19 protein-coding genes and 1 pseudogene are annotated in these 22553 nt (G+C 73.0%); 16 read left to right on the top strand and 4 right to left on the bottom strand.

Annotated elements, in window-relative coordinates; genetic code table 11:
- Positions 1 to 69 precede the first annotated feature (69 nt).
- Positions 70 to 849, bottom strand: coding sequence for a phosphatase (locus BJP40_RS01475; RefSeq protein ID WP_071277886.1), 780 nt, complete (start codon positions 847 to 849; stop codon positions 70 to 72).
- Positions 850 to 1112: 263 nt separating this feature from the next.
- Between BJP40_RS01475 and BJP40_RS01470 the strand changes: the two genes are divergently transcribed.
- From BJP40_RS01470 to BJP40_RS01460, 3 genes are all read left to right on the top strand, one after another.
- Positions 1113 to 1661, top strand: a complete 549-nt coding sequence (locus tag BJP40_RS01470; RefSeq protein WP_256220590.1) for a hypothetical protein — start codon at positions 1113 to 1115, stop codon at positions 1659 to 1661.
- A gap of 118 nt (positions 1662 to 1779) precedes the next feature.
- Positions 1780 to 2004, top strand: coding sequence for a hypothetical protein (locus tag BJP40_RS01465; RefSeq protein WP_071277880.1), 225 nt, complete (start codon positions 1780 to 1782; stop codon positions 2002 to 2004).
- Positions 2005 to 2089: 85 nt separating this feature from the next.
- Positions 2090 to 3136, top strand: a complete 1047-nt coding sequence (locus BJP40_RS01460; protein ID WP_079170836.1) for a DMT family transporter — start codon at positions 2090 to 2092, stop codon at positions 3134 to 3136.
- A gap of 284 nt (positions 3137 to 3420) precedes the next feature.
- On the opposite strand, the gene BJP40_RS01455 is transcribed toward BJP40_RS01460, so the two are convergent.
- Positions 3421 to 4032 (bottom strand): TetR/AcrR family transcriptional regulator, encoded by a 612-nt coding sequence (locus BJP40_RS01455; protein WP_071277877.1) that lies wholly within the window; start codon positions 4030 to 4032, stop codon positions 3421 to 3423.
- A 104-nt stretch (positions 4033 to 4136) separates the two neighbouring features.
- Between BJP40_RS01455 and BJP40_RS01450 the strand changes: the two genes are divergently transcribed.
- The 13 genes and pseudogenes from BJP40_RS01450 (at position 4137) to glmS (ending at position 20224) form a co-directional block, all read left to right on the top strand.
- A complete protein-coding gene (locus BJP40_RS01450; protein ID WP_071277875.1) occupies positions 4137 to 5753 on the top strand; it encodes a carboxyl transferase domain-containing protein in 1617 nt (538 codons plus the stop codon).
- Positions 5754 to 5772: 19 nt separating this feature from the next.
- Positions 5773 to 7713: a biotin carboxylase N-terminal domain-containing protein gene (locus tag BJP40_RS01445; RefSeq protein WP_071277874.1), complete on the top strand. Its 1941-nt coding sequence runs from the start codon at positions 5773 to 5775 to the stop codon at positions 7711 to 7713.
- Positions 7710 to 8645: a hydroxymethylglutaryl-CoA lyase gene (locus BJP40_RS01440; RefSeq protein ID WP_071277872.1), complete on the top strand. Its 936-nt coding sequence runs from the start codon at positions 7710 to 7712 to the stop codon at positions 8643 to 8645. Before BJP40_RS01445 ends, BJP40_RS01440 begins: the two co-directional genes overlap by 4 nt.
- Before the next feature lie 5 nt (positions 8646 to 8650).
- Positions 8651 to 9811: an acyl-CoA dehydrogenase family protein gene (locus BJP40_RS01435; RefSeq protein ID WP_071264231.1), complete on the top strand. Its 1161-nt coding sequence runs from the start codon at positions 8651 to 8653 to the stop codon at positions 9809 to 9811.
- 250 nt (positions 9812 to 10061) lie between these two features.
- Positions 10062 to 10475: a hypothetical protein gene (locus tag BJP40_RS01430; protein ID WP_071277870.1), complete on the top strand. Its 414-nt coding sequence runs from the start codon at positions 10062 to 10064 to the stop codon at positions 10473 to 10475.
- Positions 10476 to 10583: 108 nt separating this feature from the next.
- Positions 10584 to 11639, top strand: coding sequence for an ABC transporter substrate-binding protein (locus tag BJP40_RS01425; RefSeq protein ID WP_071277868.1), 1056 nt, complete (start codon positions 10584 to 10586; stop codon positions 11637 to 11639).
- A 5-nt stretch (positions 11640 to 11644) separates the two neighbouring features.
- Complete coding sequence (locus BJP40_RS01420) at positions 11645 to 12514, top strand: siderophore-interacting protein (RefSeq protein ID WP_071277866.1); 870 nt, start codon at positions 11645 to 11647, stop codon at positions 12512 to 12514.
- A 268-nt stretch (positions 12515 to 12782) separates the two neighbouring features.
- Complete coding sequence (locus BJP40_RS01415) at positions 12783 to 14225, top strand: aspartate aminotransferase family protein (protein WP_071264225.1); 1443 nt, start codon at positions 12783 to 12785, stop codon at positions 14223 to 14225.
- Positions 14209 to 15482: pseudogene (locus tag BJP40_RS01410) on the top strand (lysine N(6)-hydroxylase/L-ornithine N(5)-oxygenase family protein). The gene BJP40_RS01415 and the pseudogene BJP40_RS01410 overlap by 17 nt, the downstream one beginning before the upstream one ends.
- Entirely contained in the window at positions 15479 to 16042 is a 564-nt protein-coding gene (locus tag BJP40_RS01405; protein WP_071277864.1) for a GNAT family N-acetyltransferase, read from the top strand. Before BJP40_RS01410 ends, BJP40_RS01405 begins: the two are co-directional and overlap by 4 nt.
- Positions 16039 to 17823 carry an IucA/IucC family siderophore biosynthesis protein gene (locus BJP40_RS01400; protein WP_071277862.1) on the top strand — a complete coding sequence of 595 codons (1785 nt, stop codon included), beginning with the start codon at positions 16039 to 16041 and terminating at the stop codon, positions 17821 to 17823. Before BJP40_RS01405 ends, BJP40_RS01400 begins: the two co-directional genes overlap by 4 nt.
- Positions 17824 to 18041: 218 nt before the next feature.
- Entirely contained in the window at positions 18042 to 18320 is a 279-nt protein-coding gene (locus tag BJP40_RS01395; protein WP_071264217.1) for a hypothetical protein, read from the top strand.
- Positions 18321 to 18406: 86 nt separating this feature from the next.
- Complete coding sequence (gene glmS, locus BJP40_RS01390; protein WP_071277860.1) at positions 18407 to 20224, top strand: glutamine--fructose-6-phosphate transaminase (isomerizing); 1818 nt, start codon at positions 18407 to 18409, stop codon at positions 20222 to 20224.
- A 63-nt stretch (positions 20225 to 20287) separates the two neighbouring features.
- Here the strand turns inward: glmS and BJP40_RS01385 are convergent, their stop codons facing one another.
- Positions 20288 to 20764, bottom strand: a complete 477-nt coding sequence (locus tag BJP40_RS01385; protein ID WP_071277858.1) for a hypothetical protein — start codon at positions 20762 to 20764, stop codon at positions 20288 to 20290.
- A 237-nt stretch (positions 20765 to 21001) separates the two neighbouring features.
- A complete protein-coding gene (locus tag BJP40_RS01380) occupies positions 21002 to 22234 on the bottom strand; it encodes a dienelactone hydrolase family protein (protein ID WP_071277856.1) in 1233 nt (410 codons plus the stop codon).
- Between the last annotated feature and the right edge of the window lie 319 nt (positions 22235 to 22553).

Raw genomic sequence — 22553 nt, 5'->3', positions numbered from 1 at the left:
CGGGCGGGGCGATGCCCTACGGGCAGGGGCGGGCCGCGCTTCCGGGGCCGCGCAGCCCGGCCGCAGGGATCAGAGCAGTCCTGCCGTCCCCAGCAGGTAGGCCGTCATCGGCTCGTAGCAGCGCGGGTCCACCACGTGGTCGTCGAGGGGGACGGTGACCTGAAGGGTGCCCTCGGCCTCGGCGAGGAACAGTGCGGGGTCGTTGCTGTCGGCGTATCCCACCGTGTCGATGCCGCGCTGGCCGGCGCGGCCGGCCCACCCGTGGTCCGCGACGACCAGGTCGGGCAGCGGCTCGTCGGCGGCCAGCAGGCCGTCGAGCACGGCGTTCATGGGGTCGGGCGAGTGGGTGTGCCACAGGGTGGCGCCCCGTTCGAAGAGCGCCACGTCGGCGAACTGGACGACGTACCCCTCGTCGGTGGTCAGCCCGTCGGGGATGCGCACGATGTCGCAGCCGGCGGCGCGCAGCGCGGCGGCGGTGCGGCTGTGCACGTCCAGCAGGGCGCCGGGGTGGCCGGTCGCGAAGAGGACCCGCGCCCGGTCGGCGGCGGCCTTGCGCAGGCGGCCCGCCATGCGGTCCAGGGCATCGACGGTGAGCTCGGGGTCGATGGTGTCCTGGCCGACCCGGTGCCCGGGGTCGTCGTTGACGCCGCACCGCTCGGCCATGACCGCGAGCACGTCCTGCTCGTCCGACCAGCGGTCGCCGAACTCCAGTCCCAGCCAGTAGTGCCGGTCGCCGTTGGCGAGGCTGCGGTAGTGGGCGAGGTTGTTGTCGCGCGGTGTGGCGACGTTCCCCGCGATACGCGTACGGACGAGGTGCTCGACGAGGGCGGGGCGGCTGGGTATCGGCATGGCCCCCATTGTGCCGCCCGCCACGCCCCGTGGCCGAGGGGTTCCGCGGCGTGGACGCGGAGGCGGTCGCCCTGCCGGTGACGGAAGCGGAGGGCCCGGTTTCGTGGCCGTACGGGGGGCGGATCTCCGACCGGCGGCCGCACGCCGGGACCTTCGGCCCCGCGTGTCGGAAAACGCCCGCAAGGCCGGGCAGCGCCGGGCACACTGAGCACACGCCTCCCACAGGACATCAGGCCCAAGGCCCTCACCGTCACAGGAACGTCATGTTCCCGACAATGGAGCAGAAAGGCACCTCTTTGAAGCGTGCGATACGTGCCGCCGCCCTCGCGACGGCCGCCCTGTCCCTGGCCGCCCTGCCCACGGCGGGCCACGCCGCCTCCACCACGGGCGCCCTCATGATCACCCATGTGCGGCCGAACGCCTCCGGGGCGGACGTGCGGGACGGCAGGCAGCTCAACCTCAACGGCGAGTACTTCATCGTCAAGAACGTCACCAAGCGGACCGTGAACGTGGGCGGCTACATCCCGGACATCACGTCCAACACGTACGGCCGCGCCCTGCCGTCCTACAACCTCCCCGCCGGCGCACGTGCCTACGTGCACACCGGGAGCGGCAGGAACCACAAGGACAGCAGCGGTGCGCACCACATCTACCGCGGCTACGGCCGGCACGTGCTGCCCAACGACGGCAGCGCGCGCAACCCGGACCTGCGGCTGAAGAAGCCGGGCAGCGCCGACAACAACAGCTCGGCGGGCACCGTCAGCTCCTGCAACTGGGGGCGCGCCGCGGACGGTCGCACCTACGCCTGCTGAACGCGGCCGGTCCCGGCGCGACGACGCCGGGACCGATCCCCGCCGCTCCCGGGGCGACGTGCGCACCTCCGGCCGAGCGGCGGTACGGCACGGCCCCGGACTGCTAGCCTGCGGCCGCATGCCAGTGTCGTTCACGGTGCGCGATGTCCCCGACCACATCGCCCGTGCCATCGAGGCACGCGCCGCCGAAGCCGGACAGTCCGTGCAGGACTACCTCCTGCGCCTGCTCGTCCGTGCCGCGACCGCGCCGAGCCCAGCCGAAACGACTGCCCGCGCGGAGCACCTCGCCGGCGGGGACGCCGACGCACGGAACCCGGCACGCCGCCGCCCCCTCGACCGGTGATCTTCCAGCGGGTACGGTGAGCGCCGTCCCGCGTGAGCCGCCGCCGCCTCCGCGTCCCCGCACGTGACTGGAGGCCCGGCCCGCCATGTCGTCGCCCGCCGCACCCGCGCCCGCCCCGGGCGGTCCGCGCCCCGCCTGGCTCACCGACCTGCCCGTCCTCCTCGTCGCGGTCGTCTGGGGCGCCAGCTACCTGGCCGCGAAGGGCATCACGACGGCCCACACCGTGCTGGCGGTGCTCGTGCTGCGGTTCGCCGTCGTCCTGCCCGCGCTGGCCGTCGCCGCCGGGCGGCGCCTGCGGGCGCTGACCGCCGCCCAGTGGCGGGGCGCCGCGCTCCTCGGGCTGATCCTCGGGGGCGTCTTCCTGCTGGAGACCTACGGGATCGTCCACACCTCCGCGACCAACGCGGGCCTGATCATCAGCCTCACGATGGTCCTCACCCCGCTCGGCGAGGCCGCGCTGACCCGCACCCGGCCGTCGGGGGCGTTCCTCGCGGGGGCCGGGCTGTCCGTGGCCGGGGTCGTCCTGCTCACCCAGAACGGCGGCTTCACCACCCCGTCCGCCGGCGACCTGCTGATGCTGCTCGCCGCGCTCGCCCGCACCGCGCACGTACTGGTCATGGCCGGCACCCGTGCGGTGCGGGGCGCCGACTCGCTGTCGCTGACGACCGTCCAGCTCGGCACCGCCGTGGTGCTGTTCGCCGTGCTGGCCGCCGTGCCCGGTACGGGCGCCACGCCGTGGGCCGCCGCGCGGGACTTCGGTCCGGGCGCGTGGGCGGGGCTGCTGTTCCTCGCGGTCTTCTGCACGTTCTTCGCGTTCTTCGTGCAGATGTGGGCCGTGCGGCGCACCTCGCCGTCCCGGGTCAGCCTGCTGCTGGGCACCGAGCCCCTGTGGGCGGCGGCCGTCGGCCTCACCCTGGGCGGCGACCACCTCACCCCGGCCGGCCTGGCGGGCGCCGCGCTCGTCCTGGGCGGCACGCTCTGGGGCCGGCACGCCGCCGACCGCGCACCGCGCGGGCCGCGCGGGGACGCGCCCCGGAACGTGGGCCCCCGGCAGCCAGCCCCCCGCGTCGCGGCGCCCGGCCCGGAGGCCGCCGGAAGCCCGCACCCGGCGCAGGTGGAACCCGCGCCGTAGACAAGCGGCCGCGGGCGGGGCCCGCACGACGACCGCGCCTCGGGTCGCCGGGGCCGTCAGCGGTGAGATCCGGGGCCGCCCGCCGCCCGCCGCCCGCCCGGTACGCCACCCGGCGCCGCAGCGCCACAAACCTCGGGTCCCGGGGCCGCAGACCGGTCCGTGGCCCGTGGGGCTTTCGGGCCCGTACCCCGCCACACCGGCAAGCAGCCGCAGGCCACACCACACCGCCGCCGCAGCGCGCCTCCGCAGGCCGCGGCTCGCGCCGACCTGTACGCCGCGGTGCCTCAGGCCTCCGGGGGGCCCGTCAGCGAGCCGAAGGCTCCGTGGGCCAGTCGGCGCAGCAGCGCCTCCGTCGCGTGGCGGGCCGCCGGGTCGCCCGCGGTGGACGCGGAGCCGAGGTGCGGGGTCGAGTTGAGCAGGCCGAAGACCGCGTGGACGGCCGCCCTGGCCTGCTGCTCCGACTGCTCCGGGTGGAGCCGCCGCACCACGTCCACCCACAGCTCCACGTACTGCCGCTGGAGCTGGCGCACCCGCTTGCGGTCGGTGTCCCGGAGGCGGTCCAGCTCCCGGTCGTGCAGGGTGATGAGGGAGCGGTCGTTGAGCGCGAAGTCGATGTGCCCGTCGATGAGCGCGGCGAGCAGGGCGTCGGGGTCGCCGTCCGACTCCTCGACCCGGCGGCGCCCGCCGTCCAGCAGGCGCTCGCTGATGCCGACGAGCAGCTCGGCGAGCATCGCGTCCTTGCCGGCGAAGTGGCGGTAGAGCCCGGGGCCGCTGATGCCGACGGCGGCTCCGATCTCGTCGACGCCCACGCCGTGGAAGCCGCGCTCGGCGAAGAGCCGGGCGGCTTCCCTGAGGATCTGCTCGCGGCGCGTGGGGGCGTCGGTCCTGGTGCTCATGGATCGATTCTAGACAAGGCGGTTAGCGCTCGTTAACCTGAGGCGGTACGTTAACGCTCATTAACCGAGTGGTGACAGTCGTACGGGCAAGGGGGCTCGACACGATGCAGCAGGCACCTGTGCTGACGAGCGCGGCAGATCCCGCGTCGCCGGCCTGGCAGGCCAACGAGGCGGCGCACCGCGAGCTCGCCGACGATCTGCGGGCGCGCCTGGCCGCGGCCCGGCTCGGCGGCGGCGAGAAGGCGCGCGCCCGGCACACCGCGCGCGGCAAGCTGCTGCCCCGCGACCGGGTGGACGCCCTCCTCGACCCGGGCTCGCCGTTCCTGGAGCTGGCGCCGCTGGCCGCGAACGGCCTGTACGGCGACCAGGCGCCCGCCGCCGGGGTGATCGCCGGCATCGGCCGGGTCGGCGGCCGTGAGGTCGTCGTCGTCGCGAACGACGCGACCGTCAAGGGCGGCACCTACTACCCGATGACCGTGAAGAAGCACCTGCGCGCGCAGGAGGTGGCCCTGGAGAACCGGCTGCCCTGCGTGTACCTGGTGGACTCGGGCGGCGCGTTCCTGCCGATGCAGGACGAGGTGTTCCCGGACCGCGAGCACTTCGGGCGGATCTTCTACAACCAGGCCCGCATGTCGGGCGCCGGGATCCCGCAGATCGCGGCCGTCCTCGGCTCCTGCACCGCCGGCGGGGCGTACGTGCCGGCCATGAGCGACGAGGCCGTGATCGTGCGGAACCAGGGCACGATCTTCCTGGGCGGGCCGCCGCTGGTGAAGGCCGCGACCGGCGAGGTCGTGACCGCGGAGGAGCTGGGCGGCGGCGAGGTCCACTCCCGCACCTCCGGCGTCACCGACCACCTCGCCGAGGACGACGCGCACGCGCTGCGGATCGTCCGGGACATCGTGGCGACCCTGCCGCGGCGCGGGCCGCTGCCCTGGTCCGTGGAGCCCGCCGAGGAGCCGAAGGTGGACCCGGCCGGGCTGTACGGGGCCGTGCCGGTCGACTCCCGCACCCCGTACGACGTGCGCGAGGTCATCGCCCGGATCACGGACGGCTCGCGGTTCGCGGAGTTCAAGGCCGAGTTCGGGCAGACCCTCGTCACCGGCTTCGCCCGCATCCACGGCCACCCCGTGGGGATCGTCGCCAACAACGGCATCCTGTTCTCCGAGTCCGCCCAGAAGGGCGCCCACTTCGTCGAGCTGTGCGACCAGCGCGGCATCCCGCTGCTGTTCCTGCAGAACATCTCCGGCTTCATGGTGGGGCGGGACTACGAGGCGGGCGGCATCGCCAAGCACGGCGCCAAGATGGTCACCGCCGTCGCCTGCACCCGTGTGCCGAAGCTGACCGTCGTCGTCGGCGGCTCGTACGGCGCGGGCAACTACTCCATGTGCGGCCGGGCCTACAGCCCCCGCTTCCTGTGGATGTGGCCCAACGCCAAGATCTCCGTCATGGGCGGCGAGCAGGCCGCGTCGGTGCTCGCCACCGTCAAGCGCGACCAGCTCGAAGCGCGCGGCGAGGAGTGGCCGGCCGAGGAGGAGGAGTCCTTCAAGGCGCCCGTCCGCGCCCAGTACGAGACGCAGGGCAGCGCCTACTACGCCACCGCCCGTCTGTGGGACGACGGGGTCATCGACCCCCTGGAGACCCGGCAGGTGCTGGGTCTGGCCCTGACCGCCTGCGCCAACGCGCCCCTGGGTGACCCCCAGTTCGGCGTCTTCCGGATGTGAGGAAGCCGTGAGCGATTCCATGTTCGACACCGTCCTGGTGGCCAACCGGGGCGAGATCGCCGTCCGGGTCATCCGCACGTTGCGGGCCCTCGGGGTGCGCTCGGTGGCCGTCTTCAGCGACGCCGACGCCGACGCGCGCCACGTACGGGAGGCGGACACGGCGGTGCGGATCGGGCCGCCGCCGGCCGCCGAGAGCTACCTGTCGGTGGAGCGGCTGCTGGAGGCCGCCGCCCGCACCGGCGCCCAGGCCGTCCACCCCGGCTACGGCTTCCTCGCGGAGAACGCCGCCTTCGCACGGGCCTGCGAGGACGCGGGCCTCGTCTTCATCGGCCCGCCGGCCGACGCGATCTCCCTGATGGGCGACAAGATCCGCGCGAAGGAGACGGTGCGGGCCGCGGGCGTGCCGGTGGTGCCCGGCGCCTCGGGCCCCGGGCTGGAGGCGGCGGCCCGCGAGATGGGCGCGCCGGTGCTGCTGAAGCCTTCGGCGGGCGGCGGCGGCAAGGGCATGCGGCTGGTGCGGGACCTGTCGGTGCTGGAGGAGGAGGTCGCCGCCGCCCGGCGCGAGGCGCGCGCGTCCCTCGGTGACGACACGCTCCTCGTGGAGCGCTGGATCGACCGGCCCCGGCACATCGAGATCCAGGTCCTCGCGGACGGCCACGGCAACGTCGTCCACCTCGGCGAGCGCGAGTGCTCCCTGCAGCGCCGCCACCAGAAGATCATCGAGGAGGCCCCGTCCGTCCTGCTGGACGAGGAGACCCGCGCCGCGATGGGCGAGGCGGCCGTGCAGGCGGCCCGGTCCTGCGGCTACCGGGGCGCGGGCACGGTCGAGTTCATCGTCCCGGGCGGGGACCCGTCGGCGTACTACTTCATGGAGATGAACACCCGCCTCCAGGTCGAGCACCCGGTGACGGAGCTCGTCACCGGACTCGACCTGGTCGAGTGGCAGCTGCGCGTCGCGGCGGGCGAGCGCCTGCCGTTCGGTCAGGCGGACATCGCCCTGACCGGCCACGCCGTCGAGGCCCGCCTCTGCGCCGAGGACCCGGCGCGCGGCTTCCTCCCGTCCGGCGGCACGGTGCTGTCGCTGCGGGAGCCGCAGGGCGAGGGCCTGCGCACCGACTCGGGCCTGAGCGAGGGCACGGAGGTGTCGAGCCTCTACGACCCGATGCTGTCGAAGGTCATCGCGTACGGCCCGGACCGGGCGACGGCCCTGCGCCGGCTGCGCGCGGCGCTCGCGGACACGGTGACGCTGGGCGTGCCGACGAACGCCGGGTTCCTGCGCCGCCTGCTGGCCCACCCGGCGGTCGTGTCCGGGGAGATGGACACGGGCCTCGTGGAGCGGGAGGCCGACGGCCTGGTCCCGCAGGGCGTGCCGCCCGAGGTGTACGAGGCCGCCGCGGCGGTCCGTCAGGAGGCGCTGCGCCCCGCGCCCGGGGCGGGCGGCTGGACGGACCCGTTCTCGGTGCCGAGCGGCTGGCGCATGGGCGGCGAACCCCTGCCGGTCACCCACCACCTGCGCGTCGCGGGACTCGAACCGGTCACCCACGTCCTGCGGGGCACGGGCCACCGCGTCACCGCCGACACGGTCACGGTCACCGTCGACGGCGTCACCCACACCTTCCGCCACGCGGGGACGTGGCTGGGCCGGGACGGCGACGCGTGGAACGTGCTGGACCACGACCCGGTCGAGGCGTCCCTCACCCGTTCGGCCCATGCGGGGGCGGACTCGCTGACCGCGCCGATGCCCGGCACGGTCACGGTGGTCAAGGCGGCGGTCGGCGACGAGGTCGCGGCCGGGCAGGGGCTGGTCGTGGTGGAGGCGATGAAGATGGAGCACGTCATCTCCGCCCCGCACGACGGCACCGTCGTCGCCCTGGACGTGACGCCCGGCACGACGGTCGCCATGGACCAGGTCCTGGCGGTCGTGGAGCCGCACGCCGCGCACGAGGAGGCGGACGCATGACCGCGGGACTTCCGATGACGGTCGCGGCGCCGGGGCTCCCGGCCCGGGTGCGGATCCACGAGGTGGGTCCGCGCGACGGCCTCCAGAACGAGTCGGCGACCGTGCCGACCGAGGTGAAGGCGGAGTTCGTCCGCCGCCTCGCCGAGGCGGGCCTCGACACGGTGGAGGCGACGAGCTTCGTGCACCCGAAGTGGGTGCCGCAGCTGGCCGACGCCGAAGCCCTGTTCCCGCTCGTACGCGATCTCGGCGTGCGCGTGCCGGTGCTGGTCCCCAACGAGCGGGGCCTGGACCGGGCGCTGGCGCTCGGCGCCCGCGAGGTCGCCGTGTTCGCCAGCGCGACGGAGTCCTTCGCGCGGGCCAACCTGAACCGCACGGTGGACGAGTCGCTGGCCATGTTCGCGCCGGTCGTCTCCCGCGCGAAGGCCGAGGGCCTGGCCGTGCGCGGCTATGTGTCGATGTGCTTCGGCGACCCGTGGGAGGGCCCGGTGCCGGTGGAGCAGGTCACGGGCGTCTGCCGCCGCCTCGCGGACCTGGGCTGCGACGAGCTGAGCCTCGGCGACACCATCGGCGTGGCGACGCCGGGCCATGTGAAGGCGCTGCTGGCCGGCCTGAACGGGGCGGGCGTCCCCACGTCGGCCCTGGCCGTGCACTTCCACGACACGTACGGCCAGGCGCTGGCCAACACGTACGCGGCGCTGGAGCACGGCGTCACCACCGTCGACGCCTCCGCCGGGGGCCTGGGCGGCTGCCCCTACGCGAAGTCCGCCACCGGCAACCTCGCCACCGAAGACCTCGTGTGGATGCTCGACGGCCTCGGCATCGAGACCGGGGTCGACCTCGGCCGCCTCACCGCCACGAGCGTGTGGCTGGCCGAACGGCTGGGCCGTCCCAGCCCCTCCCGTACCGTCCGCGCCCTCTCCCACAAGGAGTGACCACCATGTCCCTGGACCACCGGCTCTCGGCAGAGCACGAGGAACTGCGCCGCACTGTCGAGGAGTTCGCCCACGACGTGGTGGCGCCGAAGATCGGCGACTTCTACGAGCGGCACGAGTTCCCGTACGAGATCGTGCGCGACATGGGCCGCATGGGCCTGTTCGGCCTGCCCTTCCCGGAGGAGTACGGCGGGATGGGCGGCGACTACCTCGCCCTCGGCATCGTGCTGGAGGAGCTGGCGCGCGTCGACTCGTCCGTGGCGATCACGCTGGAGGCGGCCGTCTCGCTGGGCGCGATGCCGATCCACCGCTTCGGCACGGAGGAGCAGAAGCGGGAGTGGCTTCCGAAGCTCTGCTCGGGCGAGGTGATGGGCGCCTTCGGCCTGACGGAGCCGGAGTGCGGGTCCGACGCGGGCGGCACGCGCACCACGGCCGTCCGGGACGGCGACGAGTGGGTCGTCAACGGCACCAAGTGCTTCATCACCAACTCCGGTACGGACATCACCGGTCTGGTGACCGTCACCGCCGTGACGGGCCGCAAGGACGACGGCCGGCCGGAGATCTCCTCCATCATCGTCCCGTCCGGCACGCCGGGCTTCACGGTCGCGGCCCCCTACTCGAAGGTCGGCTGGAACGCCTCGGACACCCGTGAGCTGTCCTTCCAGGACGTCCGCGTCCCCGCGGCCAACCTGCTGGGCGAGGAGGGCCGCGGCTACGCCCAGTTCCTGCGCATCCTGGACGAGGGCCGCATCGCGATCGCGGCGCTCGCCACCGGGCTCGCGCAGGGCTGCGTGGACGAGTCCCTGCGCTACGCGCAGGAACGTCACGCCTTCGGCCGCCCCATCGGCGACAACCAGGCCATCCAGTTCAAGCTGGCCGACATGGAGATGCGCGCCCACATGGCCCGCATCGGCTGGCGCGACGCGGCGTCCCGCCTGGTCCACGGCGAGCCCTTCAAGAAGGAGGCGGCGGTGGCGAAGCTGTACTCGTCCACGGTCGCCGTCGACAACGCCCGCGAGGCCACCCAGATCCACGGCGGCTACGGCTTCATGAACGAGTACCCGGTGGCCCGCATGTGGCGCGACTCGAAGATCCTGGAGATCGGCGAGGGCACCAGCGAGGTCCAGCGGATGCTCATCGCCCGCGAGCTCGGCCTGTCCGCCTGACGGCCGGGCCCCGCGCCTCCGAGGCCCTCCGCCCCGCCGGGCGGGGGGCCTTTGCGGCTGCCCGCCGGGCGGTGGGCCGCGGGCGGCAGGCGTCCGCACGCTCGCCGACGGCGTGCCCACGCGGACGGGCGTCCGGCACGGCGGGCGGGCGTACGGTCGCCGACGGCGCGCGGTGCCGCGCCCGGCCGGGTATCGCGGCCCCGACAAGCTCTGGCCATAGGCTGACCCCGACCGAACGGAGGGGGCGCCCGTGTCCGTCGAGTACGTCGTGCAGCTGGTCGCCGCGGTGGTGCCGCCGCTGCTCATGCTGGGGCTGGTGGTCTGGGTGACCGTCAGGGTGTTCCGGCGCGCACCGTGGGCGGGCCTCGCGGTCGTGCTGCTGCTGGGCACGCTGGTGCTCTACCTGTGGGGCCTGCTGCACCTGTTAACCCTGGACGTCGCCGAGACCTGCGCGCTGCGCCACCACCAGCCATACGACGGGGAGGCGGTCCGCGCGGGGCAGTCGCTGCTTCCTTTGTCGGCGCCCTGCAACGCGTCGTACGACATGGTGCCGGGCTATGTGAACCCGGGCCTGCCGGCGGGGATCGCGGGCACCGCCGGGGCCGCCGTCATGGCCGTGCGGGCCGGGCGGGCACGGCGCAGGCGGACCGTCGACGTGACGTGATCAACAGCGTCACGACGCCCCGCCCTCTGGACATGATCTGAGGTTAGGCTAACCTACCTTCGACCCCGCCAGAGGGCCGGTATCCGGCCGTACGAAAGCGATCTCGCCATGCCCAGCAACGCCCGAGCCAGCCACCTCACCCGCCGCGGCCTCCTCGCCACCGGCGGCGCCTTCGGGTTGGGCGCCGTGCTCGCCGCGTGCGGCGGCAGCGACAGCGGCAAGGACACGAAGGACTCCGGCAAGGACAAGGCCGGCGCCGCGTCCGGCTCCTGGTCCTTCACGGACGACCGGGGCGTCACCGCCAAGGCCGACTCGGTCCCGAAGAACATCGTCGCCTTCACGGGCATGGCGGCGGCCCTGCACGACTTCGGCGTCGAGGTGAAGGGAGTCTTCGGCCCCACCAAGACCGCCGACGGCAAGCCGGACGTGCAGGCCGGCGACCTGGACGTGAACAAGGTGAAGATCCTCGGCAACGTCTACGACGAGTTCAACGTCGAGGAGTACCTGAAGCTCCAGCCGGAGGTGCTCATCACCGACATGTGGGAGAAGGACACCCTCTGGTACGTGCCGGCGGAGTCCAAGGACAAGATCCTCAAGATCGCCCCGAGCGTCGCCCTGTGGGCCGCCGACCAGTCCATGCCGAAGGTGATCGAGCGTCACGTGGAGCTGGCGGAGAGCCTCGGGGCCGACGTGAAGGCGAAGAAGGTCGTCGAGAGCAAGGAGCGTTTCGAGAAGGCCGCCGCCCGGCTGCGCGCCGCCGCCAAGGCCAAGCCGGAGATCAAGGTCCTCATCGGCTCGGCCTACCAGGGCTCCGACGTCTTCTACGTCTCCACCCCGGACCGCCCCGCCGACACCAAGTACTTCAAGGAGCTCGGCGTCAACCTGGTCGAGCCGGAGAAGCTGGGCGCCACCGGCTGGTTCGAGGAGCTGAGCTTCGAGAACGTCGGCAAGTACCCGGCCGACATCATCATGATGGACAACCGCACGTCGGCCATCCAGCCCGCGGACCTGGCGAAGACCAAGCCGACCTGGAACCAGCTGCCCGCCGTCAAGGCCGGCCAGGTGATCCCGCGCGTCACCGAGCCCATCTACTCGTACGACAAGTGCGCCCCGATCCTGGAGGCCCTCGCCGAGGCGCTCGAGAACGCGAAGAAGGCGGCCTGACCCCGATGACGACCGCCGAGACCGCCGTGTCCCTGCCCTTCCGGTTCTTCCCCCTCGAAGTCGTGAGCACCCGGCGGCTGGGGCCGTCGCTGGTCCGCGTCACCTTCGCCGGCGCCGACGGCGAGGACCTGGAGGACTTCGCCTCCGGGGGGCGCGACCAGAGCCTGTCGCTGTTCCTTCCGCACCCGGGCCAGCCGGCGCCGGTGCTGCCGCCGGTCGTCGACGGCGACCTGTACGGGGCGCTGGGCGCCTGGCGGGCCATGCCGGACGACGTACGGGCCGTCATGCGCTCGTACACCGTGCGGCAGCAGCGCCGGGACCCACACGAGATCGACATCGACTTCGCCGTCCACGAGGACGGCGGGCCCGCGTGCCGCTGGGCGCAGCAGGCCGCGCCGGGCGACCGGGCCGCCGTCCTGGGTCCGGTGGTCGCGGAGAACACCGGGGTGCGCTTCCAGCTGCCGGAGGACGCCGACGAGGTGCTGCTCTGGGGCGACGAGACCGCGCTGCCGGCCGCCTCCGCCATCCTGGAGTCGCTGCCCGCCGGCCTGCGGGTCCAGGCGTGGTTCGACGTGCCGCACGGCGGGGACCGGTGCGAGCTCGCGACCGCCGCCGACGCCGCGGTGACCTGGCTCGTACGGGACGAGGGCGCGCCGTCCGCGGTCGACGCGGTGCGCACGGCCGAGGTCACCGGATCCGCGCCGTACGTGTGGATCGCCGGGGAGTCCGGCGCGGTGAAGGCGCTGCGGCGCCACTTCGTGAACGAGCGTCAGTTCGATCGCCGACGGGTGACGTTCGTCGGATACTGGCGCAAGGGCCTGAGCGAGGACGCGCTGCGCGAGGCCCCGGAGACGGATCCCGACACCGACGCGTGACGCGGGCGCGGGTGCGGGTGCGGGTGCGGGCCGACGGTGAGTCCCCCGCACCCCGCCCGCCTGCACGCCCGCGCACCTGCACATGTGCACGCCCGCACACCGGACCCGACTGCGCCCGCGCCCCACTGCACGGCCCTGCACGTCCCGAGGGGCGAGGAACGTTTGCGAGATCAAGTTAGGTTAGGCTAACCTAACTATCACATCGTCCCTCGCCCCTCACCCTGTCCTCTGAGGGACGGCCAAGTCCCCGCATCCGGGAGGATGTCGTATGCGCTCGCACCTGCTGAACGACGTGACGGCGGAGCAGTACCGGCGTTCCGTCACCGAAGGAGTCGAGCGGGTGGCGCACAAGATCGCCACCACCCGGCGCCCGTTCACCGGCGTCACCCCCGACACGCTCGCCCCGACCGTCGCCTCCGTCGACCTCGACCGGCCGCTCGGCGACACCGCCGCCGCACTGGACGAGCTGGAGGAGGTCTACCTGCGGGACGCGGTCTACTTCCACCACCCCCGCTACGTCGCCCACCTCAACTGCCCGGTCGTCATACCCGCCCTGGTGGGCGAGGCCGTCCTCACGGCCGTCAACTCCTCACTGGACACCTGGGACCAGAGCGCGGGCGGCACCCTCATCGAGCGGCGGCTGATCGACTGGACCGCCTCCCGGATCGGCCTCGGCGACGCCGCCGACGGCGTGTTCACCAGCGGCGGCACGCAGTCCAACCTGCAGGCGCTCCTCCTCGCCCGCGAGGAGGCCAAGACCGCCGACCTCGCGAAACTGCGCATCTTCACCTCCGAGTCCAGCCACTTCAGCGTCCAGAAGTCCGCCCAGCTCCTCGGCCTCGGCCGGGCCGCGGTCGTCTCCATCCCCACGGACCGCGACCGGCGCATGCAGACCGTCGTCCTCGCCGCCGAGCTGGCCCGCTGCGCCGCCGAGGGCCTCGTGCCGATGGCGGTCGTCGCCACCGCGGGCACCACGGACTTCGGCTCCATCGACCCGCTCCACGACATCGCCGCGCTCGCCGACGAGTACGGCGCGTGGATGCACGTCGACGCGGCCTACGGCTGCGGCCTGCTCGCCTCCCCCACCCGCCGCCACCTCCTCGACGGCATCGAGCGCGCCGACTCCGTGACCGTCGACTACCACAAGTCCTTCTTCCAGCCGGTGAGTTCCTCCGCGGTCCTGGTCCGCGACGGAGCGACGCTGCGGCACGCCACGTACCACGCGGACTACCTCAACCCGCGCCGCACGGTGCAGGAGCGGATACCGAACCAGGTCGACAAGTCCCTCCAGACCACCCGCCGCTTCGACGCCCTCAAACTGTGGATGACGCTGCGGGTCATGGGCGCCGACGGCATCGGCGGGCTGTTCGACGAGGTGTGCGACCTCGCCGCCGCGGGCTTCGACCTGCTGGCCGCGGACCCCCGCTACGACGTGGTCGTCCGGCCCTCGCTGTCCACCCTCGTCTTCCGCTACATCCCGGAGCGGATCACCTCGCCCGAGGAGATCGACCGCGCCAACCTCCACGCCCGCAAGGCGCTGTTCGCCTCGGGCGAGGCCGTCATCGCCGGTACGAAGGTCGACGGCCGCCAGTACCTCAAGTTCACCTTGCTCAACCCGGAGACGACCGTGCAGGACATCGCGGCCGTCCTGGACCTCATCGCCGGCCACGCCGAGCAGTACCTGGGAGAGAACCTTGTCCACGCCTCTTGACTTCATCGGTATCGGACTGGGTCCGTTCAACCTCGGCCTCGCCTGCCTGACGGAACCGATCGAGGAGCTCGACGGGCTCTTCCTGGAGTCCAAGCCGGACTTCGAATGGCACTCCGGCATGTTCCTGGAGGGCGCGCACCTCCAGACGCCGTTCATGTCGGACCTCGTCACGCTGGCCGACCCGACCTCGCCGTACTCCTTCCTCAACTACCTGAAGGAGAAGGGCCGGCTGTACTCGTTCTACATCCGCGAGAACTTCTACCCGCTGCGGGCCGAGTACAACGACTACTGCCGGTGGGCGGCGGCCAAGCTGACCAGCGTCCGCTTCGGCACCACGGTCACCCGCGTCGAGTGGGACACGGACGCCGAGGTGTACGCCGTGCACACGGACGGCGGCGACGTGCTGCGCGCCCGCCGCCTCGTCCTCGGCACCGGCACCCCGCCGTACGTCCCGGACGCCTGCGCGGACCTGGGCGGCGACTTCCTCCACAACTCCCGCTACATGCCCGGCCGGGACGCCCTGAAGGCCAAGAAGTCGATCACGCTCGTCGGCAGCGGCCAGAGCGCCGCCGAGATCTACTACGACCTGCTGTCCGAGATCGACGTCCACGGCTACCAGCTGAACTGGGTCACCCGCTCCCCGCGCTTCTTCCCGCTGGAGTACACCAAACTCACGCTGGAGATGACGTCCCCCGAGTACGTCGACTACTTCCACGGGCTGCCCGAGGACACCCGCTACCGCCTGGAGGCGGAGCAGAAGGGCCTCTTCAAGGGCATCAACGGCGACCTCATCGACGCCATCTTCGACCTGCTGTACCAGAAGAACGTCGAGACCGGCGGCCCCGTCCCCCCCGCCTGCTCACGAACTCCTCGCTGAACACCGCCTCGTACGACGAGGCCACCGGCACGTACACGCTGGGCCTGCGCCAGGAGGAGCAGGGCAAGGACTACGAGATCCGCACCGAGGGCCTGGTCCTCGCCACCGGCTACAAGTACCGCGTCCCCGCCTTCCTGGAGCCGGTGCGCGACCGCATCAACTGGGACGGCCGCGGCCGGTTCGACATCGCCCGCAACTACTCCGTCGACACCACGGGCCGGGGCATCTTCCTGCAGAACGCCGGAGTCCACGCCCACTCGATCACCTCGCCCGACCTGGGCATGGGGCCGTACCGCAACTCCTGCATCATCCGCGAGCTGCTGGGGACCGAGTACTACCCCGTCGAGAAGTCCATCGCGTTCCAGGAGTTCAGCATATGAGCACCGCCCCCGCCGCCCGCTCCGTGGGCAGCCTCGCCTTCCGCCCGCTCGATCCGCTCCGCGACGCCGAACTCGTCCACGGCTGGGTCACCCACCCCAAGGCGTCGTACTGGCTGATGCAGGACCACCGGCTGGAGGACGTGGAGCGGGACTACATGGCGATCGCCGCGCACCCGCACCACGACGCCTTCATCGGCCTGCACGACGGCGCACCGGCCTTCCTCATGGAGCGCTACGACCCGGCGCACGTGGAACTCGTCGGCCTCTACGACCCGCAGCCCGGCGACGTCGGCATGCACTTCCTGGTCGCGCCGACCGACGAACCGATCCACGGCTTCACCCGGGCGGTCATCACGGCCGTCATGGCGGAGCTGTTCCGCGACCCGGCGACCGCCCGCGTCGTCGTCGAACCCGACGTGCGCAACACCGCCGTCCACGCCCTGAACGAGGCCGTCGGCTTCGTCCCCGTCGACAAGATCACCAAGCCGGAGAAGGAGGCGCTGCTCAGCGTCTGCACCCGCGAGGCGTTCGAAGCCGCCACCGGAGGTGCCGCCCGATGAGCCCGCTCAGCCCCGACCCCGTCGCCCACCTCACCCCCGAGCGTTGGGCGCACGCCAACCGCCTGCTCGTCCGCAAGGGCCTCGCCGAGTTCGCGCACGAGCGGCTCCTCACCCCCGAGCCGCTCGGCGAGGGCCGGTACCGCGTCCTCAGCGACGACGGCACCACCGAGTACCGCTTCACCGCGGGACGGTTCGCCCTGGACCACTGGCAGGTGTACGCCGACTCGATCAGCCGCCACCGCGAGGGCGAGGAGCTCCCGCTGGACGCGCTGGAGTTCGTCATCGAGCTGCGCGGCGCCCTGGGCCTGAGCGACGAGGTCCTGCCCGTCTACCTGGAGGAGATCTCCTCCACGCTGTCCGGCACGGCCTACAAGTCCGCGAAACCGCAGGTCACCGCCGCCGAGCTGGCGAAGGCCGACTTCCAGGCCGTCGAGACCGGCATGACCGAGGGCCACCCGTGCTTCGTCGCCAACAACGGCCGGCTCGGCTTCGGCATCGACGAGTACCACGCCTACGCCCCCGAGGCCGCGAGCCCGCTGCAGCTGATCTGGCTGGCCGCGCACCGCGACCGCACCGCGTTCTCCGCCGGCTCGGGCATCGCGTACGAGTCGTTCATCCGCGCCGAGCTGGGCGACGCCTTCGTCGACTCCTGTGCCCGCGAGCTCACCGGGAGGGGCCTGGACCCGGACGACTACCTCCTCGTGCCGGTCCACCCCTGGCAGTGGTGGAACAAGCTGTCGGTGACCTTCGCCGCCGAGATCGCCCGGCAGCGGCTGGTGCTGCTCGGCCCGGGCGACGACCGGTACCTGGCCCAGCAGTCCATCCGGACGTTCTTCAACACCACCGACCCGTCGAAGCACTACGTGAAGACCGCGCTGTCGGTGCTGAACATGGGCTTCATGCGGGGCCTGTCCGCCGCGTACATGGCGGCGACCCCGGCGATCAACGACTGGCTGCACCAGCTCGTCGAGAGCGACGACGTGCTCCGCGCGGCCCGCTTCTCGATCATCCGCGAGCGGGCGGCGGTCGGCTACCGGCACCTGGAGTACGAGCGGGCCACCGACCGCTACTCGCCGTACCGCAAGATGCTCGCCGCCCTGTGGCGGGAGAGCCCCGTGCCGTCCCTGGAGCCCGGCCAGCGGCTGGCCACCATGGCGTCGCTGCTGCACGTCGACCACGAGGGCGCGTCGTTCGCGGGCGCCCTGATCGCCGAGTCGGGGCTCGCCCCCGAGGTGTGGCTGCGGCAGTACCTGGACGCCTACCTGCTGCCGATCCTGCACACCTTCTACGCCTACGACCTGGCGTGGATGCCGCACGGCGAGAACGTGATCCTCGTCGTCGAGGGCGGCGCGGTCCGGCGGGCGGTCTTCAAGGACATCGCCGAGGAGATCGTCGTCATGGACCCGCAGGCCGTGCTGCCGCCGGACGTGGAGCGCATCCGGGTCGAGGTGCCGGAGGACCAGAAGATCCTCTCCGTCTTCACGGACGTGTTCGACTGCTTCTTCCGGTTCCTGGGCGCCACGCTGGACGCCGAGGGCGTGCTGGACGAGGAGTCGTTCTGGCGGACGGTCGCCGAGTGCGTCCTCGCGTACCAGGAGTCGAAGCCGGAGCTGGCGGAGAAGTTCGCGCGGTACGACCTCTTCGCGGACGAGTTCACGCTGTCCTGCCTGAACCGGCTCCAGCTGCGGAACAACAAGCAGATGGTGGACCTGGCGGACCCGTCGGCGGCGCTCCAGCTCGTCGGCGCGCTCGCGAACCCGCTCGCGAAGTTCCGCCCGTAGGGGATCCGGCCGCGCCGACCGCTGCGGCGGGCGCGCGGGGCCGGCGCCGACCGACCGGGGCGCGGTGGAGTACGGTCCTCCACCGCGCCCCGGTTTGCCCTTTTTCACCCCATGACAGGTATAGACCAAGCCTGTTCCGGGCGTAGATCACCTGGCTTCCTGCCCGATAGCGGGCAGATTTCTTGCGAACGGACGGCCTCACCCCTCAGTATCTACGGGTGCTCGATCGCCGCCCGTCGTCCCACGACGACCTCATCGACCACCTGGTGCGCAGCACCGCGCTCCAGCGCGGGGAGGCCGCCCGGGTGGTGCTCGACGTGCTGGCGTACTTCGACGAGACCACCGAGGAGTTCGTCCGGCGCCGCCACCGCGAGCTGCAGGCGGACGGCGCGGTGAACTCGGAGATCTTCGAACGCATCGCGGCGGAACTGCCGCACCGCGCCGTGGCGCCCCCGGAGCTCTCGCTCCGGCAACTGCGCCGCATGGTCTACGGCTGACCCGCCCCGGAGCACCGGGGCGCCGGCACCGGGCCGGCGCGGGAACGCGAGCACACATCCGTGAAACCAGGAGGGGTTACAACTCTATGTGCGGAATTGTCGGCTACATCGGTAAGCGCGACGTCGCCCCGCTGCTGCTGGAGGGCCTGGCGCGGCTGGAGTACCGCGGCTACGACTCGGCGGGCATGGTGATCACCAGCCCCAAGGCGGCCGGGCTCAAGCTGGTCAAGGCCAAGGGCCGGGTGCGCGATCTGGAGGCCCGGATCCCCAAGCGCTTCACCGGCACCACCGGCATCGCCCACACCCGCTGGGCCACCCACGGCGCGCCGAGCGACCACAACGCGCACCCGCACATGGACCCCGAGAACAAGGTCGCGGTCGTCCACAACGGCATCGTCGACAACGCCTCCGAGCTGCGCGCCAAGCTGGAGGCGGACGGCGTCGTCTTCGCGTCGGAGACCGACACCGAGGTCCTCACCCACCTGATCGCCCGCTCGCAGGCCGACTCCCTGGAGGAGAAGGTCCGCGAGGCGCTCAAGGTCGTCGAGGGCACCTACGGCATCGCCGTGATGCACGCCGACTTCAACGACCGCATCGTCGTCGCCCGCAACGGCTCCCCCGTCGTCCTCGGCATCGGCGAGAAGGAGATGTTCGTCGCCTCCGACGTCGCCGCGCTGGTCGCCCACACCCGCCAGGTCGTCACCCTCGACGACGGCGAGATGGCCACCCTGAAGGCCGACGACTTCCGTACGTACACGACCTCGGGCGCGCGGACCACCGCCACCCCGGAGACCGTGGAGTGGGAGGCCGCGTCCTACGACATGGGCGGCCACGACACGTACATGCACAAGGAGATCTCCGAGCAGCCCGACGCGGTCGACCGCGTGCTGCGCGGCCGGATCGACGACCGGTTCTCCACCGTGCACCTCGGCGGCCTGAACCTGGACGCCCGCGAGGCCCGCACCATCCGCCGCATCAAGATCCTCGGCTGCGGCACCTCTTACCACGCCGGCCTCATCGGCGCGAGCCTCATCGAGGGCATGGCCCGCATCCCGGCCGACTCGGAGCCGGCGTCCGAGTTCCGCTACCGCAACCCGGTCGTGGACCCCGACACCCTCTACATCGCGGTCTCCCAGTCCGGTGAGACGTACGACGTGCTGGCCGCCGTGCAGGAGCTGAAGCGCAAGGGCGCCCGCGTCCTCGGCGTGGTCAACGTGGTGGGCTCGGCGATCGCCCGCGAGGCCGACGGCGGCGTGTACGTGCACGCCGGCCCGGAGGTCTGCGTGGTCTCCACGAAGTGCTTCACGAACACGGTCGTCGCCTTCGCGCTGCTGGCCCTGCACCTCGGCCGCATCCGCGACCTGTCCGTCACGGACGGCAAGCGGATCATCGAGGGCCTGCGCAGGCTGCCGGAGCAGATCTCGGAGATCCTCACCCTGGAGGACGAGATCGAGAAGCTGGCGCACGAGTACGCCGAGGCCAAGTCGATGATGTTCATCGGCCGGGTGCGCGGCTACCCCGTGGCGCTGGAGGCGTCGCTGAAGCTCAAGGAGATCTCCTACATCCACGCCGAGGCGTACCCGGCGTCGGAGCTGAAGCACGGCCCGCTGGCCCTGATCGAGCCGGCCATGCCGACGGTCGCGATCGTCCCGGACGACGACCTGCTGGAGAAGAACCGCGCCGCGCTGGAGGAGATCAAGGCCCGCAGCGGCCGGATCCTCGCGGTGGCCCACCAGGTGCAGGAGAAGGCCGACCACACGATCGTCGTGCCGAAGAACGAGGACGAGCTGGACCCGATCCTCATGGGCATCCCGCTCCAGCTGTTCGCGTACCACACCGCCCTGGCGCTCGGCCGGGACATCGACAAGCCGCGCAACCTGGCGAAGTCGGTGACGGTGGAGTAGGTCCGCCGCGCCCGCGTACGGCCCGGGGCCGGCCCTGTGCGGGGCCGGCCCCGGGCCGCCGTGTCACACCTGGCGCAGCAGGTACATCGTCCGGAAGCCGCCGCTGGTCGAGCAGCTCAGGGTGTTCTGCGTGCTGGTGTAGGTGAAGCCCCGCGGGACCGTGCAGGCCCACAGGCCGGTCTTCGGGGTGCGCAGCAGGTACATGGTGCGGAAGCCGCCGCTGGTCGAGCAGCTCAGGGTGTTCTGCGTGTTGCTGTAGGTGAAGCCGGAGGCGGTGCCGCAGGCCCAGAGGTTGTCGGCGGGCGGCTGGACGAAGTACATCGTCCGGAAGCCGGTGCCGCCGCAGCTGAGGGTGTTCTGCGTGTTGCTGTACACGTAGCCGGACGGGATGGTGCAGGACCAGAAGCCCGCGGCTGCGTGCTGGTCGCCGCCGGGCGCCGGAGGCGCGGCCGCGGTGGCGGGGGCGGTGGCCCCGGCCAGCAGGAGGGCGGCCGTGCCGACGACGGCGGCCAGTCTTCTGCGGAGGGTCGGTCGCAGCATGGGAGGGGCACTCCTCGTGTGGGTCGTCCTTCGGGCAGAGCCGACGGGTGGGGGGCCGGCCGGGGTCTGGCCCGTGCCCCGGCCGCCGCAGAGCGCGCTGGAATGCTGGCAGCCGCACCTGCGGCGGGCAACCGCCCGCCGCCCCGCCCCCGCCGGTTCCGGCCGCCCCGGCGCCCCGGCCACCTGCGGGGACGCCGGGGGCCGGGCAGGACACGAGGCCGAAAGACGTCCCCGCGGCTACTGCGGCTGCTGGAAGTGCACCTCCGGGTAGGCGTCGGAGGGCCCGTCCAGCAGGGGCTGGGGCCGATGGCGCAGGTGCCGGTCGAAGAACGCGGCGGTGTAGGTCCGCACGAGGTCCACGGCGTGGTCGGCGGGGAGTCCGGGCTCGCCGGGGAACGGGTACGGGAGCTCGTCGAGCTGGTCGAACAGGACGGGCCCGTCGGAGAAGGTGTAGTGGTCCGAGCCGGTCACGGTCAGCCAGCGCTTCCAGCCGTCGAGGTTGTGCCAGGCGGCGTCCCAGGTGCGGTCGGGTCCGCCGGGCAGGTGCATGCCGTCGTGGGCCTCGTGGGTGCCGAGCATGAGGAACGGCCGCCCGCCGAGACCGCCGTCCGGGACGGGGTCGCCGAACGAGCCGTCCATGTTGACGCCCGCGCGGACGCGCGGGTCCTGCCGCATCACGGACGCGGCGGCGGCCCCGCCCAGGGAGTGCCCGGCGGCGCCGATCCGCCGGCGGTCGATGACGGAGGCGTACCGCCAGGCGGGGCGCGGCCCGGTGAGCCGGTCCAGGACGAAGGCCAGGTCCCGGCCACGCCCCTCCGTCGCCGCCCGGAAGTCCTCCTCCGTCTGCGCCTTCGTGCAGGCCACGCAGGTGAGGACCCGGCCGCCGGGGAAGACCACCCCGTTCGCCTCGTAGGCGTGGTCGACGGTGGCGACCACGTAGCCGCGGCTCGCGAGGTCCTCGGCGAGCGTGGTGAGCGTGTAGCGGGGCACGCCGAACCCCGGTGACAGCAGGACGAGGGGGTGCCGCCCGCGCTGCGGCCGGGCGCCGGGAACGCTGTGGGTGCGGGTCGCGGTGAGGCGCTCCACGGTGGCGGGGTCGCTCACGCCGAGCGCCTCCAGCAGGGCGCGGGCCTCCTGCGGCCGCGCGTACGGGGCGGGGTCTCCGGCGGCGGACCGTGCCGGATAGCGCACGTCGACCATGAGTTCCCGGGGCCTGTCCGGCATCCAGGGGTCCTGCCGCGCGCGGTCGACGAGGTGCAGCGTCGAGCGGCCGACCGGGAACGCCCCGGTGGGCCGCGGCAGCACGACGCCGTCCGCGGCGGTCGTCGGCGCGGTGGCGGGGGCCGCCGTGGCGGCGGCGGGGGTACGGGCGTGGGCCTGCGCGGCCGGGGCGGCGCAGCCGAGGGCGAGGGCGAGCGCGAGGGCCGCGGTGGCCGACGCCCGCGTGCGGGCCGTGCGTATCGTCGTCATGCCGAGGACGGTAGGCGCCGGCCCGCCCGGCGGTCATCCGCCGTGGGTCGTCCTCGCGGTCGGCCCGGAGGGGGATGTCGGGCCGTACCGGGGGAGGTTGACAGCCCATCAGGGACATCGGGGGCCGGGGCGGGGTCCAGGGCGGCGACCCGCGTCCGCGGCGCAGCGGCACGCCGCGGGACACCCCGCGGAGGCGGCGCGTGGCCCCGGCGGGCCGTCCGGGAGTACGCGCGTGGGCGCCCGCCGCGGTGGGCCCGCGGCTGCGGCAGCGGGGGCGGAGGAGGCGTCGGCCCGCCCGGACGGACGGCCCCGAGGGTGC

The sequence above is a fragment of the Streptomyces sp. CC53 genome (assembly GCF_001865245.1).
Taxonomy (GTDB): Bacteria; Actinomycetota; Actinomycetes; order Streptomycetales; family Streptomycetaceae; genus Streptomyces.
This window is presented reverse-complemented; position numbering and strand designations above follow the sequence as displayed.

Excerpts from the sequence above, each read along its gene's own strand:
- BJP40_RS01455 (WP_071277877.1), bottom strand. The coding sequence starts at position 4,032 with ATGAGCACCAGGACCGACGCCCCCACGCGCCGCGAGCAGATCCTCAGG.
- BJP40_RS01440 (WP_071277872.1), top strand. The coding sequence starts at position 7,710 with ATGACCGCGGGACTTCCGATGACGGTCGCGGCGCCGGGGCTCCCGGCC.
- BJP40_RS01405 (WP_071277864.1), top strand. The coding sequence starts at position 15,479 with ATGAGCACCGCCCCCGCCGCCCGCTCCGTGGGCAGCCTCGCCTTCCGC.
- BJP40_RS01460 (WP_079170836.1), top strand. The coding sequence starts at position 2,090 with ATGTCGTCGCCCGCCGCACCCGCGCCCGCCCCGGGCGGTCCGCGCCCC.
- BJP40_RS01435 (WP_071264231.1), top strand. The coding sequence starts at position 8,651 with ATGTCCCTGGACCACCGGCTCTCGGCAGAGCACGAGGAACTGCGCCGC.
- BJP40_RS01420 (WP_071277866.1), top strand. The coding sequence starts at position 11,645 with ATGACGACCGCCGAGACCGCCGTGTCCCTGCCCTTCCGGTTCTTCCCC.
- BJP40_RS01470 (WP_256220590.1), top strand. The coding sequence starts at position 1,113 with ATGTTCCCGACAATGGAGCAGAAAGGCACCTCTTTGAAGCGTGCGATA.
- BJP40_RS01445 (WP_071277874.1), top strand. The coding sequence starts at position 5,773 with ATGTTCGACACCGTCCTGGTGGCCAACCGGGGCGAGATCGCCGTCCGG.
- BJP40_RS01385 (WP_071277858.1), bottom strand. The coding sequence starts at position 20,764 with ATGCTGCGACCGACCCTCCGCAGAAGACTGGCCGCCGTCGTCGGCACG.
- BJP40_RS01380 (WP_071277856.1), bottom strand. The coding sequence starts at position 22,234 with ATGACGACGATACGCACGGCCCGCACGCGGGCGTCGGCCACCGCGGCC.
- glmS (WP_071277860.1), top strand. The coding sequence starts at position 18,407 with ATGTGCGGAATTGTCGGCTACATCGGTAAGCGCGACGTCGCCCCGCTG.
- BJP40_RS01465 (WP_071277880.1), top strand. The coding sequence starts at position 1,780 with ATGCCAGTGTCGTTCACGGTGCGCGATGTCCCCGACCACATCGCCCGT.
- BJP40_RS01475 (WP_071277886.1), bottom strand. The coding sequence starts at position 849 with ATGCCGATACCCAGCCGCCCCGCCCTCGTCGAGCACCTCGTCCGTACG.
- BJP40_RS01425 (WP_071277868.1), top strand. The coding sequence starts at position 10,584 with ATGCCCAGCAACGCCCGAGCCAGCCACCTCACCCGCCGCGGCCTCCTC.
- BJP40_RS01415 (WP_071264225.1), top strand. The coding sequence starts at position 12,783 with ATGCGCTCGCACCTGCTGAACGACGTGACGGCGGAGCAGTACCGGCGT.
- BJP40_RS01400 (WP_071277862.1), top strand. The coding sequence starts at position 16,039 with ATGAGCCCGCTCAGCCCCGACCCCGTCGCCCACCTCACCCCCGAGCGT.
- BJP40_RS01450 (WP_071277875.1), top strand. The coding sequence starts at position 4,137 with ATGCAGCAGGCACCTGTGCTGACGAGCGCGGCAGATCCCGCGTCGCCG.